This is a genomic window from Streptomyces roseus (genome assembly GCF_001044425.1).
Taxonomy (GTDB): domain Bacteria; phylum Actinomycetota; class Actinomycetes; order Streptomycetales; family Streptomycetaceae; genus Streptomyces; species Streptomyces roseus.
Window position 1 is genome coordinate 39347 of the sequence record NZ_LFML01000150.1, and the last position, 13137, is coordinate 52483.

Below are 13137 nucleotides of genomic sequence, written 5' to 3' on the forward strand. Positions count from 1 at the left end.
GGCGATCAGCCGAGGACGACGAGCCGGCGGGTGGCCCGGGTCATGGCGACATAGCGGTCGACCGCCCCTTCGACGCCCTCCCCGAACGCCTCGGGGCGGACGAGCACGACCAGGTCGAACTCCAGGCCCTTCGACAGCTCCGGAGTCAGGGAGCGGACGCGCGGCGTCGCGTCGAAGGACGGATCGCCGATGACGCAGGCCGTCCCCTCGGCGTGCGCCGCGAGCCAGCCGTCGAGGACCGCGTCCAGGTCCGTCACCGATCCGTACGAGACGGGGACGCCGCTGCTGCGGATGGACGTCGGCACGTTGGCGTCCGGGAGGGCTGCCCGGATGACCGGCTCCGCCTGTGCCATAACCTCTTCCGGCGTGCGGTAGTTGACGCTCAGCGAGGCCACGTCGATCCGGTCGAACCCGACCCGCTCCAGCCGCTCCCGCCACGACTCCGTGAACCCGTGCCTGGCCTGCGCCCGGTCGCCGACGATCGTGAAGCTCCGGGACGGGCAGCGCAGCAGCAGCATCTGCCACTCGGCGTCGGTCAGTTCCTGGGCCTCGTCCACGACGATGTGCGCGAACGGGCCGGCGAGCCGGTCCGGGTCCGCGCTCGGCAGGGCCGTCTCGTCGATCAGGCTGTCCTGGAGGTCCCTTCCGCGCAGCATCCGCACCGCGCCCTCGCTGTCGTCGCCGGCCGAGTTGAAATCGGCCGCGGCCAGGATGTCGTCGATCACCCCGGCCATGCGCTCGCGTTCGGCCGCCACGGCCGCGTCGCGCCGCTGCTTGCGCCGGGCCGCCTCCGGGTCGCCGAGCCGCAGCCGCGCCGCGTCGAGGAGCGGCAGGTCGGACACGGTCCAGGCCTGGGCCCGCGCACGCTGCAGCAGCCGGACCTCCTCGCGGGCGAGCCACGGAGCGCACAGTCGCAGGTAGGCCGGTACCGACCAGAGGTCTGCGACGAGGTCGGCCGCTTCGAGCAGCGGCCAGGCGCGGTGGACGGCCGTGACCAGCTCCTCGTCGTGCAGCAGCGCCCCGCGCAGCTGCTCGGGCGACACCCCCTCGCGGCCGTGGCCGTCCTCCTCGTCGAGCTTGTCCATCAGGATCGTGAGCAGTCCGTCCCAGATCTGCTCGCGCGCCTCGTTGTGCGGTACGCCGGCCGCCTCTTCGAACGCCTCGGTCCAGTCGGCGGGGCTCAGCCACAGGTCGGCCCAGGGGGTGGAGACCGTCATGCCCTCGGCGGGCGGCTCTTCGTAGATCCCGACGGCCTTCTCGATCGCCCTCACCATGTCCGCGGACGACTTCAGGCGGGCCACGGCGGGGTCGGCCTCGACCGGCGCTCCGGCGCCCTCGGGGACGAGGTCGCGCACCGTGCAGGTCTGCACGCCCTCCTCGCCGAGGCTGGGGAGGACGTCGGCCACGTAGTCGAGGTACGGCTGGTGAGGACCGACGAACAGCACGCCGCCCCGCCGGCGGCCCAGGCGCGGGTCGCCGTAGAGGAGGTGGGCGGTGCGGTGCAGGGCGACGACCGTCTTGCCCGTACCCGGGCCGCCGTCGACGACGAGCGCGCCGCGCGATCCCGCTCGGATGACGGCGTCCTGGTCGGCCTGGATGGTGCCGAGCACGTCGCGCATCCGCGGCGAGCGCGTACCGCCCAGGCTGGCGATGAAGGCGGACTGGTCGTCGAGCGCGGCATGCCCTTCGAACCCGTCGGCCGTGAACACCTCGTCCCAGTAGTCGCCGATCCGCCCGCGGGTCCAGCGGTACCGGCGGCGGCTCGCCAGGCCCATCGGGTCGGCGTGCGTCGCGGCGAAGAACGGTTCGGCTGCAGGGGAGCGCCAGTCGATCAGCAGCCGGTGGCCGGCGCCGTCGGTGAGGCCGAGCCGTCCGATGTACACGGGCTCGCCGTCGTCCGCGCCGACGATGCGCCCCAGGCACAAGTCCAGTCCGAAGCGGCGCAGGGCGCGCAGCCGGGAGGTGAGCCGGTGGATCTCGCTGTCGCGCTCCATCGCCTCCCGGCCCACGCCGCCGGGCGCCTTGCGGAGCTCGTCGAGACGGCCGGACAGTTCGGTGACCGCCTGGTCGAGGCTGCGGGCGAGGACCGCGAAGTGCTGCTCGTCGCGGGCGATCAGGGCCGGGTCGGCCTTGGGGGAGAGGTGGTCGGGGAGGTCGAACGCGCTGGTGGTCTTCGTTGTCAACACAGGCACCCCGTGCATCTCCTCTTTCCGCTGTTCGTGGCTACGAGCTGCGATTTTGCGGGATGACCGGGGCCTTGCCGCAAGCCCCCCTGTGCGCTATAAGTTGAGAGTGGCAAGGGGTGGGTTCTCCCCCTTCCGCCCTCCCCCCTCTCCCGAAGCGGCCCCGAAAAATCTGCCGCGCGCTTGTCACACTTCCGTGCCGGGATCCGTCAGCCCGATGAAGGCAACGCCGATGACGGCGATGCGGAAGACCTGAGGGAGACGGCGATGCAGACTCGTACGATCACGGCGGACGTACCGGTGGGACCGCGGATGGCGCAGGACCCCATGGAGCTCGTCCCCGAACTGGCGGAAGTGTCGGCCGCGCTGTTCAAGGCCGCCGGCAACCGCTCCGTACCGCGTACGACGATCAGCCTGTTGCAGCTGCGGGCCGGGCAGATCGTCGGCAACACCTACCTGACCGTCCTGCACACGGGCATGCTCCGCAAGGCGGGGGAGTCCGAGGAGCGCATCACTGCGGTGGCGTCCTGGCAGGACGCCCCGTACTTCAGCGGCGCCGAGCGTGCCGCGCTGGCACTGGTGGAAGCGGTGCTCCGGCCGTCCGCCGGCGGGGAGCGGGTCTCCGACGAGCTGTACGCCGAGGTGGCCGGCCACTACGACGCGAAGGCGCTCGCGACGTTGATGATCGCGATAGGGCAGGTCAACTTCTTCGTCCCGATCGCGCTCATCGCCAAGCCGCTGCCGGGGCGTTCGTTCACCGACCCGTGGAACTGAGCGCGGCAGGGGAGTCATCCGTGGCCGGCCAGAGCGCTGTCGGCCGACGCGAGGCGCCAGAGGTGGTCGCGGATCGCCCCGACGCCGTACGGAGCCTGCGCTTCCCTCCGGGTCAGGCGGCAGCGCAGCACCGGGGGTGAACAAGCGGGCCGCCGGCATGCCGTTTCACGCGGCGTGCTCGACGCGGGTCGCGCCGGTCGTGGTGCGCAGCACGCCGACGACGAACCGCGCCACGTCCGCGGCGCCCGTGATGGGGCGACGGGCGGCGACCACCTTCCCGCCGCCGGAGACCTGGACGACGTCCGGCGCCAACAGGTCCATCAAGGTGTGGACTTCGCCGTACGCCGACGCCGTCAGGAAGCGCCGGACGATCTCCCGGGTGGAGTCGGAGTCCGGTTCGAAGCGGCGGCGGCGGGCGCGGACGCGGCGTCGCGCGCGGTGGGCGATCTGCCGGATCGCCGTCTCGTTCTTGCCGATCGAGGCGGCGATCTCGGCGTGGGTGAAGCCGAACACGTCGTGCAGGACGAAGACCGCGCGCTCGGTGGGGTTCAGCGTCTCCAGGACGAGCAGCACGGCCATCGACACCGACTCGGCGAGGATCACGTCCTCGCTCAGCTCGGGCGCGGTGCGGATCGGCTCGGGCAGCCACGTGCCGACGTACTCCTCGCGCCGCGCCCTGACCGCCCGCAGGTGGTTGAGCGCTTGCCGGGTCACGGTGCGCACGAGGTAGGCGCGCGGATGCTCGACCGTGTCCCGGTCGACCGCGATCCACCGCAGGTGGCTCTCCTGCACCACGTCCTCGGCGCCGGCCGCGCTGCCCAGCATCCCGTAGGCGATGGTGAACAACAGCGGACGGTGCTCGCCGAATTCATCGTCGTCACCCACACCCGACCCCTTCCCCGCACGGCCCTCCCGGGCATCACGTCGGGCTCCTCCCCCGACACCCCGTGGAGACACCCCGCCCCGCCCGAACGTGACAGCCGCCGCTGTGATTCAGCTCACGGCCGGCTTGAGGGTCTCCTCGCACCACTGGCGGAACGTGGTCGGCGTCGTCGACTCGGGGGTGCGCGGGGCGGCGTTGTCGAGGCCCCTGTTCTTGGCGTCGAACATGTCGACCATGCCCTGCGCCATCGCCTCGCTCATACCGGACCCGGTCATGCGTTCCTTCAGCGCCGCGCCCGGAATCCGCCGGTAGTCGATCCCGGTGCCCAGGACCTCCGAGACGATCTGCGCCATCTCGCGGGGGGAGAGGTCCTCGGGGCCGAGGCAGGCGACTTCGCCCGGGCCCCGCCAGGTGTCGTCGAGCAGGAGCCGCGCCGCGGTGGCGGCGATGTCGGCTGTCGCGACGAACGGGCTCTTCAGGTCCGGGTCGATCGTCATGAAGAACGCGTGCTGTTCCCTGAGCGCGCCGGTCTGGCGGAGCAGGTTGTGCATGAAGGACGGGCAGACCACGGCCCGGTAGGCCACGCCGGACGCGGCGATCAGGTCGTCCATCGCGAGCGAGGCGGTGACCGGGCCGGCGTGCGCGGCCATCGGTGTCCCGCGGCCCAGCGCGGAGATCCCGACGACGCGGCGGACGCCGTGCCGCACGAAGGCCTCGCAGGCGGGACGGGTGAAGTCGACGAACGCGGCTTCGGCGCTCCGCGCCGCCGGGTCGGCCGGCGCGAGCCAGAAGACGGCCTCGGCGCCGTCACACGCGCGGTCGATCACGGCGGCATCGCCGTGCGAGCCCGCGACGACCTCGGCGCGCTCGCGTACGTGCGGTGCGAGGCGCCCGGGGTCGCGGACGACGAGGCGCAGCGGTGCGCCGCGGTCGAGCAGGTCGTCGACGAGGAGACGGCCGATGGTGCTGGTGGGTGCGGTGATGACGATCATCCGGGTTCCTCTGCGTGTGGGTGTCAGGACGGGCGGGGGATGTAGGCGAGGCCGTGGGCGCCGGGCTCGCCGCGCCTGGGTATGTCCAGCCGGTTCAGGACCCGCAGCGCGTCCAGGTCGACGATGTCGACGGTGGAGGAGGCGACGCAGGCCACGTACGCGAGCCGGCCGTCGGGGGAGGAGGTGATGGTCAGCGGGCAGACCCCCACCTCCACCTCGCCCAGCTCCTTGCGCGCCTCGGCGTCGAACACCCGCAGCCGGCCCGGCGCGTGGCGCCGGACCCGCGACACCGGCTCGGGCTCCCCGCCCAGTTCGCCCGCGAGGAGCAGCCCGGCCGACGTCAGGTGCACGGGCATCGCGACGTCCGCGGTGGGCAGCACGTCGACGACGCGGGCCGTCCGGGTGTCGATGACGCGGATGCCGGCGGCCGGCCGGTCCTCGGCCACGGCGGAGAAGGGGCGGGCGTACGGCCCGGCGACGAAGACGTGGGCGCCGTCGGCGGAGACGGCGAGGCCCTCGCTCCCCGGTACCTCGATCTTCGCGGCGAGGGTGCGCCGTTCGAGGTCGACGACCGAGACGAACGGCGCCTCCTTGTTGGTGGCGTAGCCCGTCCGCCCGGCCGGATCGATGGCGAACCAGTGCGGTACGGGCGCGTCCGTGGGGATCCTGCCCAGGGGCGTACGGGCCTCCGCGTCGATCACCACGATCCCGCCGGGCCGGTCCCGCGAGGCTTCCACGGTGACGTACAGGCGGCCGCGGGCCGGGTCCAGCGCCAGCCCGTGCGGTCCGTGCTCCGGGGCCAGGTCGACGACCTCGACGATGCGGCGGGCGTCGGGGGCTATGACGGTCAGCTCGGTACGACGGCCGCTGTTGGCCCCGTAGTGGCCCGAGCTGTACGTGGTGGCGCACCACAGCACTCGCCGGATCGGGTCGAAGAGCAGTTCGTGCGGCTCGGCCGGGACTTCGAGCGTGCCGAGGCGGCGGTCGGTGACCGCGTCGAAGAACGAGACCGACGATCCGCTCTGGCTGATCACGGCCAGGACGTCGCCGTCCCGGCCGGCGCGTGGGGACAGTTGCACAGCGGGCTCCTTGAGCGGGGCGAGGGAGGTGCCACGCGTTTTCGCGGGCATCCCCACTCTCGGCCGCCGCAAGGTCCGCAGCAATGCAAGGATCGGCATCCAATCCTTGACGCAGCCAGCAAAAACGCAGGTCAGCGGAGTGTCGGCTTATGGCCGGGATACACGTGACCGGGGGTCACGATGGAGGTGACCGCCTGGCCGAAGAGCGTGCTGGGCTCCTGGTTCCCGTACTGGTCATCGGTGTTGAGGAGGATGACCATGGTCGCCCGGGCCTGCGGCAGGTAGACCGGCAGGACCTCGTACCCGGGGATCGAGCCGTTGTGGCCGATCCAGCCCTGGACGTCGAAGATGCCCAGCCCGTATCCGTCACCGGGAAGGTTCATCGGGGTCGTCTTCAGGCGTTCGGCCTGGGTCGCCGGCGTCAGCAGCCTGCCGGTGGCGAGCGTGTGCGCCCAGTTGCGCAGGTCCTGGAGGTCGGAGATCATCGCCCCGGCGGCCCAGGCCCAGGAGGGGTTCCAGTGGGTGGAGTCCTCGATCCTGCCGGAGGCCGTCTGGTCGGTGTAGCCGTGCGCGTACGGATCCGGCATGGCGGCGCTCGTCGGGAAGACCGTGTGCCGCAGCCCCGCCGGTGCCAGGACGTCCTGCGTGATGACCTCGTGGAGCGGGCGGCCGGTCACCTTCTCGACGACCAGGCCGAGCAGGATCAGGTTCGTGTTGGAGTAGTCGAACCGCGCGCCCGGCGGGAACTGCACGGGGTGTTTGAAGGAGAAGTCGAGCAACTGCTGAGGCGTCATGCCCCGTTCCGGGGCGGCCTGGAGCTTCTTGACGAAGCCCTCGTCCAGGCTGTAGTTGAACAGCCCGCTGCGCATGCCGGCCAGTTGGCGCAGGGTGATGCGGTCCCCGTTCGGAACGCCCTTGACGTACGTGCCGATCGGATCGTCCAGAGCGATCTTCTTCTGGTCGACCAGCTGGAGGAGGGCGGTCACCGTGAACGTCTTGGTCTCACTGCCGATGCGTACGTGGAGGTCGGTCGCCATCGGCGCGCCCGTCGCCTTGTCGGCCACGCCGAAGGTCTTCACGTAACTCCCCTTGCCGGGGGCCCACAGCCCCACGGTCACGCCCGGCACCCGCGTCTCGCGCATGACCTTGCGCACGGCCGCGTCCAGGCGGGCCGCGACGGCCGGTGTGAGCTGCGCGAACTCCGCGTCGGTGTCGGGGGAGGGGGCCGAGGGGGACGCCGACCGCGTGGTCGTTGCCCCGTGAGCGGTCGCCGACCCCAGGGGGGTCGACGTTCCACGGGCGTCGGAACGGGCGGTCGCCGGGCCGAGGAGCAGACCTGCGGCGGCGGCCGCCACGCAGGCCCGGCGCAGCCGGATGTGGGTTGGCTTCACGGCGCGTTCTCCTGCCGTCATGGTCCTACGGATCCGCCGAGGTCCTCGGCGTCGGTGTCGGGGAGGACCTCGGCGGATCCCGGGAGGGCGTCGGCGGCTCCCGCCGGGCACCCGGAACGCAACCCGGAACAGCTTTCGCGTCAGCGGATGGTGACGGTCGTGGACGGTGAGGTCCAGTTGCCGGCCATCACGCGCAGCTCTTCCTTGCCCTTGGTCTTGAAGGTGTTGTCGAAGGAGAAGCTGGAGCCCTGCTTGATGAGGGTGTTCGCGTGCAGGGTGGTCCACTTGGAGCCGTTCTTGTGCTGGAGGACCACCTTCGTGCCGATCGGCACGCCCTTGGAGCGGCCGGTGAACGTGACCTTCTCGCCGGCCTTCACATCGGTCGGCGCGGCCTTGAGGGTGATCTCCCCGGCCGGTGAAGGAGCCGGCGTCGCCGCGGCGGGCGTGGCCGCGGTCGCGGTCGATGCCGTGAGCCCGCCGGCGGTCAGGAGAACCGCGGACAGGGCGCCGGAGGCGAGGAAGCGGGCGATACGGCGTGGTGTGGCCATGAGGTCGGACTCCCGTCTGGAACGGATTCCCCCACGCGGCTCGACCGCTCCGATGCTAGCGGCGCGTCCTCCGGACGGGCGACTCGATCAAGAAAAGTCCCTGGTCAGAGGAGTGCGCGCCGGCCAATCACCCCCTGGTCCCATATTGCGCGCGCCCTTTGTGATGTCGCTGTGAAAGTGTAGTCGTTGCACTTTCATATCCGGTGTGCTCTTCTGGGGGCATGAGCACCTCCACCCAGCCCCGCATCGCGATCATCGGCGCCGGCCCCGGCGGCCTGGTCTGTGCCCGCATCCTCCAGCGCCACGGCATCTCCGCCACGGTCTACGACCGGGACGCCTCCCGCTCCGCCCGCGACCAGGGCGGCACCCTCGACATGCACCCCGGTGCCGGCCAGAAGGCCCTGCGGGAGGCCGGACTGCTCGACGGGTTCACGGCGTCGGCCCGTCCGGAGGGCCGGCAGATGCGGCTGGTCGGCCGCGACGGAAGGGTCCTGTTCGACATGGCCCCGCCCGAGGGCGTCGACGAGGCCGGCGGCGGGGCGGACGGCGAGGCAGGGGCCGCCGTCGGCAACCCCGAGATCGACCGGGGCCGGCTGCGGGACCTCCTGCTGGACTCGCTCCACCCCGGCACCGTGCGCTGGGGCCACAAGCTCGCGCACGTCGAGCCCCTCACCGTGGGTGTCCACCGCCTGCACTTCGCCGACGGCGCCACCATCGACGCCGACCTCGTCATCGGCGCCGACGGCGCCTGGTCGACGGTCCGTCGGCGCCTCTCGGACGCGACCCCCGTCTACACCGGCGTCACGTTCGTCGAGACCGGCCTCGACGACGCCGACACCCGTCACGCCGCACTGGCCGCGCTCACCGGAGACGGCACCATGATGGCGCTCGACGACAACCGGGGCTTCGTCGCCCAGCGCAACAGCCACCGGCACGTCCGGGTCTACGTCGGCATGCGCACCGGAGAGAACTGGCACCGGGACGCCGGCCTCGACCTGAGCGACGAGGTCGCCGTACGCGATGCACTGCTCAAGGAGTTCACCGGCTGGAGCCCCGACCTGCTCCGCTTCATCACGGACACCGACACCGGCTACACCAACCGGCCCCTGTACGCCCTGCCCGCCCCCCACGCCTGGCCGCACACCCCCGGCCTCACCCTCCTCGGCGACGCCGCCCACCTCATGTCACCGTTCTCCGGGATGGGCGCCAATCTCGCCATGCTCGACGGCGCCGACCTCGCCCGCGCCCTCATCGACGCGCCCACCGCCATCGACGAAGCCGTCCGCGCGTACGAGGACCTCCTGCTGCCCCGCTCCGCGGCGGCAGCCGAGGGCGCCGCCGAGGGAATCGCCGGCGCGTTCGCACCCGACAGCGCCGCCCAGACCCTCGCCCACATGACCCGGCGCCACTGATCCGGCGCGCTCGACCCGGCGCGCTCGACCCGGACCCGGCGGGGGCCCGCGCCGGTGATCCGCGTACCGTGTGCCGCAGTGATCCGCGAGGGATCTCCCTGCGGACAAGGGGAGTTGACGGAAATGAAGGTCGGGGTCTACCTGGCGCACCCGCGTCCGGGGAGTTTCAACCACGCGCTGTTCGAAGCGGTGACGCAGACCCTGGCGGCCGAGGGGTGCGAGGTGGCCGCCCACGACCTGACCGCGCAGGGGTTCCCCCCGGTGCTGACCGCCGAGGAGACCGGGACCGTCGACGCCGCGGGGGCGGCGACGGACCCGCTGGTGGCGCTCCACCGCGCCGAGGTGGCGACGCTCGACGCGCTCGTCCTCATCCATCCGAACTGGTGGGGCCTGCCGCCCGCCGTGCTGACCGGATGGGTGCAGCGGGTGCTGGTGCCCGGGGTGGCCTACAAGCTGGGGCAGGCGGACGGCGAGCCGGCCGGCCTGTTGCGGGCCGGCCGGGCGCTGGTGCTGAACACCTCCGACACCCCGGCGGAGCGCGAGGCGGCCGAGTTCGGCGATCCGCTGGAGCGCGTATGGGCCGCCTGTGTCCTGCCGTACGTGGGGGTGACCGACGTACGCCGCACGGTGTTCCGTACCGTCACCGACTCCACGGCGGACCAGCGCGCCGCCTGGCTGGCCGAGGCCCGCCGCGGGGCACGCGCGCTGCTCGCGGGTCGCTGAAGGCCGGCGCCTGCTTTCCGAAGGGACAGGGCGTGTCCTGTGGTAGATTCGGGGGATTCGTGTACCTACAGATGAGGGATGAAAGGGAGGTGGGGTTGATGACCGCGCACAAGGCCACTGCACAGCGCAGCGCCCGGACCGCCCTCACGTCCCGGGCGACGGTCTGACCCGTTCCACCCCGCCCCGTTGAGAGCGTGAGCTCGCGAGGCCGTCACCGCACGCGCCCACCATGAAACGGATCTCCATCCCTCATGCGTACCCACGGCAACTGGATCACCCGCGCCGAGACCCGAGCGGACATCCCGGTCGTCCGCTCCATCCACCTCGCCGCGTTCGAGACCCCGCTCGAAGCCGACCTCGTCGACGCCCTGCGCGCCGACTCCGCCTGGATCGACGGGCTGTCGATCGTCTCCGCCGACGGGGACGGCCGACCCATCGGCCACGCGCTGCTCACCCGCTGCCACATCGGCGACACCGAGGCCCTGTGCCTGGCCCCCGTCGCCGTACTGCCCGAGTACCAGCAGACCGGCGCCGGATCCGCCGCCATCCGCGCGGCTCTGCGGGCCGCCGAGGAGAAGGGCGAGCGCTACGTCACCGTCCTCGGACACCCGGCGTACTACCCGCGGTTCGGCTTCACCCGGGCTTCGACCCACGGCATCGGCCTGAGCATCGAGGTCCCGGACGAGGCGATGATGGCCCTCGCGCTCGACGAGGCCCATCCGCTGCCGAGCGGCACCGTCCGCTACGCGGCCCCGTTCGGGATCTGACCACCCGCCCCACCCGGGTGAGGCCATCGCGCCCACCCGGGTCCGGGGTACGGGCACGGCCACGGGCACGCCCCCCAGAGGGTGACCGCGCAGATCAGTCGACGCCCAGGTCGGTGCGCATCACGCCGCGGAGCGCCTGCCCGCGGTTCCACAGCTCCTGCAGCTCGTCGTGTATCTCCTGGAACGAGCCGCCCGGCACCGGGCGGCCCTCCTCCAGCCGCTTCGTCCGGCCGTACACCTCGGACAGTGCCGTGGTCATGGCGTCCAGTTCGTCCATCACCGCGGTCGAGGCGATCATCTGCGCCTCGGCGAAGGCCGCGTGGTGCGCGTGCCGGGCGGCTTCCACCGCCTGCCGCCCTTCCGGGGCGACCTCCCCCTTCTCTACCAGCCACAGGTAGTTCATCAGCTCGATCCGGTAGCGGCGGTACGCGGCGTTGGCCGCGACGTAGCAGTCGCGCCGCCGGTCCTCGTCGGCGAGCTGCTGCTGGTGGACCCGCTGGGCGTGGTCCGTCCGCTGCTGGCGCTCGAACTGCTCCGCCTGCGTACGGGCCGTCAGGCGCTGGGACAGGACGGGCGCGAGCAGCGTGCCGATCACGCCGACACTGGCGGCGGCCAGCGCGATCAGGGCTGTGCCCACCATGCCTCCAGGTGATTCGGGACGGTCCTGCGCCGCGGCCGGCGACCGGCCGCGACCAATGTAACCGCCCCGGCTAGAAGGCCGAGTGGGTGAACCAGAGGGTGAGCAGGTCCTGGTCGCCGCGCAGGTCGAAGGAGTCGCCCCGGTGGTCCAGGCGGCCGTAGAGGAGCAGGAGCAGGTCCTCGGCCGTTCCCCGTACGGTGGCGTCCGCCGCGCGGCGTCCGGCACCGCCCGTGTCGCCCGCATCGTGGGCGTCTTGGGCGTCTTGGGCGATCAGCGCGAAGCCGTCCGGGCGCAGGCCGACCAGCCAGTCGCCGTCGCCGTCCGTGCAGCTGAAGCGGATGGTCCGGTCGGGGGCGCGCAGCTGGGCGGTGAGCGGCGCGAAGGGGGACGCGAACGGCAGGTTGGTCAGGAACTCGTCGATGCCGTCGACCGCCAGCGGGCGGTCGATGTGCGGGGTGATCCCGAGGGCGAGTTCCGCGTCGGCCCGGTGGACGAGGGTCTCGAAGAGCATGCGCCGGACCCAGAACCGGGCGTGCTGGTCGACTCCCCAGGCCCACATCGGTGCGTCCGTATCGGTGGCGGCGATCACCTCGGCGGCCTCCGCGGCGCTCGCGGCCAGCCAGTCGGGGAGGCCGTCGCGCTCCTGCGGCAGGCGCAGGTCCACGTCACGGCTGGTCGGCGGCTGCTGGATCCGTTGGCGCAGCAGCTCGGTGAACCAGCGGTGGACGCTGCCGACGTGCCGGGTGAGGTCCGCGAGGGTCCAGCCGGGGCAGGTCGGCACGGGGGCGGAGAGGTCCGCCGCCTTGACGGTGGCGACGAATCCGGCCGCCTCGGCGGCTACGGCCGCAGTGTGCTGGGCGGGGTTCATGGGTGAGCCCTTCATCCGGTGCTGCTGCCCGGTGGAGTGGATGCTTGATGATATGGATGATTGACATGCTTAAGTAATGGTGAAGGTAATTCGCGAGCCGGGGGGATGTCAACTTCCGGCCGACCGCGACTTCCGTCGACAAGGGCCACGCGTGACCCATTGGGCGCGTGAGTTCTGAACCCTCTCCCGACACCGGACGTTTCCTGTGTAGAGAGCCTCCCTGGCGCCGTCGTACCGAGAGGGGAATCACTGTGATACGTCCGGTTGTCCAACGCGGTCGGAGCGTGATCGAGGCCGATGCCCCGGCGGCCTTGCCCGGTATTTCCGCACCAGCCTGCCGGAACGCCGATCCGGCCCTGTTCTTCCCGGCGTACGGCGTGCCGTTGAGCCAAGCGCAGATCACGGCCGCCAAGGAGCTGTGCGCCGGCTGCCCGGTCCGCGCGGAGTGCCTGGCGATGGCCGTCCGCTCGGACGAGGGCGACGGCATCTGGGGCGGCACCACCCCGCTCGAGCGGCGCCGGATGAGGCTGCAGCTTGCGCGCATGCGGCAGGGGGCGGAGCTGGCCCGGGCCGTGGTGTCGGGGGAGGAGCCGCAGCTGCTCCAAGCCCAGCGGCCCGCCGTGGTGCACAGCCTGTTCCGTATGGGATGGAACGCCGAACGCATCGGCTGCGCTCTGGCGATGACGGCCGGTCAAGTGGAACAGGCCCGGGCCATGGCGGCCAGGGCCGAGGCGTTCCTCGCCCTCGTGGAGCGGCACCACCCCAAGGGCTGGAGCTGACCGGGTCGGTCCCGGACGGTCGTCACCGCTCTCCGCGGACGCGCTCCGTCGGAGGCGGCGGCCCGGGCCACCGGGCAGGGCCACCGGGCCGGGCAGCA

13 protein-coding genes are annotated in these 13137 nt (G+C 72.2%); 5 read left to right on the forward strand and 8 right to left on the reverse strand.

What is annotated here, in order from left to right:
* Positions 1 to 5: 5 nt before the first annotated feature.
* Positions 6 to 2183 carry an RNA polymerase recycling motor ATPase HelR gene (gene helR, locus ACS04_RS31330; protein ID WP_107438761.1) on the reverse strand — a complete coding sequence of 726 codons (2178 nt, stop codon included), beginning with the start codon at positions 2181 to 2183 and terminating at the stop codon, positions 6 to 8.
* A 267-nt stretch (positions 2184 to 2450) separates the two neighbouring features.
* On the opposite strand from helR, the gene ACS04_RS31335 reads away from it, so the two are divergent.
* Positions 2451 to 2957: a carboxymuconolactone decarboxylase family protein gene (locus tag ACS04_RS31335; protein WP_048480220.1), complete on the forward strand. Its 507-nt coding sequence runs from the start codon at positions 2451 to 2453 to the stop codon at positions 2955 to 2957.
* 165 nt (positions 2958 to 3122) lie between these two features.
* Here the strand turns inward: ACS04_RS31335 and ACS04_RS31340 are convergent, their stop codons facing one another.
* The 5 genes from ACS04_RS31340 to ACS04_RS31360 all read right to left on the reverse strand — a co-directional run bounded on the left by ACS04_RS31340 (position 3123) and on the right by ACS04_RS31360 (position 7850).
* The gene (locus tag ACS04_RS31340; RefSeq protein ID WP_048480277.1) at positions 3123 to 3842 is read right to left on the reverse strand and encodes a sigma-70 family RNA polymerase sigma factor; all 720 of its coding nucleotides are present in this window, start codon (positions 3840 to 3842) and stop codon (positions 3123 to 3125) included.
* Positions 3843 to 3950: 108 nt separating this feature from the next.
* Positions 3951 to 4832 (reverse strand): NAD(P)H-binding protein, encoded by an 882-nt coding sequence (locus ACS04_RS31345; RefSeq protein WP_048480221.1) that lies wholly within the window; start codon positions 4830 to 4832, stop codon positions 3951 to 3953.
* 23 nt (positions 4833 to 4855) lie between these two features.
* Complete coding sequence (locus ACS04_RS31350; protein WP_107438755.1) at positions 4856 to 5911, reverse strand: surface layer protein; 1056 nt, start codon at positions 5909 to 5911, stop codon at positions 4856 to 4858.
* A 131-nt stretch (positions 5912 to 6042) separates the two neighbouring features.
* On the reverse strand, positions 6043 to 7302 hold the full coding sequence (locus ACS04_RS31355) for a serine hydrolase domain-containing protein (RefSeq protein WP_048480222.1): 1260 nt from the start codon (positions 7300 to 7302) through the stop codon (positions 6043 to 6045).
* A gap of 140 nt (positions 7303 to 7442) precedes the next feature.
* Positions 7443 to 7850: a hypothetical protein gene (locus ACS04_RS31360; protein WP_048480223.1), complete on the reverse strand. Its 408-nt coding sequence runs from the start codon at positions 7848 to 7850 to the stop codon at positions 7443 to 7445.
* A gap of 221 nt (positions 7851 to 8071) precedes the next feature.
* Here ACS04_RS31360 and ACS04_RS31365 point away from each other — a divergent pair, with 221 nt between their 5' ends.
* The 3 genes from ACS04_RS31365 to ACS04_RS31375 all read left to right on the forward strand — a co-directional run bounded on the left by ACS04_RS31365 (position 8072) and on the right by ACS04_RS31375 (position 10752).
* On the forward strand, positions 8072 to 9262 hold the full coding sequence (locus ACS04_RS31365) for an FAD-dependent oxidoreductase (RefSeq protein WP_048480224.1): 1191 nt from the start codon (positions 8072 to 8074) through the stop codon (positions 9260 to 9262).
* Positions 9263 to 9385: 123 nt separating this feature from the next.
* A complete protein-coding gene (locus ACS04_RS31370) occupies positions 9386 to 9985 on the forward strand; it encodes an NAD(P)H-dependent oxidoreductase (protein WP_048480225.1) in 600 nt (199 codons plus the stop codon).
* A 251-nt stretch (positions 9986 to 10236) separates the two neighbouring features.
* A complete protein-coding gene (locus ACS04_RS31375; RefSeq protein WP_048480226.1) occupies positions 10237 to 10752 on the forward strand; it encodes a GNAT family N-acetyltransferase in 516 nt (171 codons plus the stop codon).
* 94 nt (positions 10753 to 10846) lie between these two features.
* Here ACS04_RS31375 and ACS04_RS35590 read toward each other — a convergent pair whose 3' ends face one another.
* Both ACS04_RS35590 and ACS04_RS31385 read right to left on the reverse strand, forming a co-directional pair.
* A complete protein-coding gene (locus ACS04_RS35590; RefSeq protein WP_053081061.1) occupies positions 10847 to 11392 on the reverse strand; it encodes a hypothetical protein in 546 nt (181 codons plus the stop codon).
* Positions 11393 to 11462: 70 nt separating this feature from the next.
* A complete protein-coding gene (locus ACS04_RS31385; protein ID WP_048480227.1) occupies positions 11463 to 12260 on the reverse strand; it encodes a maleylpyruvate isomerase family mycothiol-dependent enzyme in 798 nt (265 codons plus the stop codon).
* Positions 12261 to 12544: 284 nt separating this feature from the next.
* On the opposite strand from ACS04_RS31385, the gene ACS04_RS35900 reads away from it, so the two are divergent.
* Entirely contained in the window at positions 12545 to 13039 is a 495-nt protein-coding gene (locus ACS04_RS35900; protein WP_063839333.1) for a WhiB family transcriptional regulator, read from the forward strand.
* The last annotated feature ends 98 nt before the right edge of the window (positions 13040 to 13137 follow it).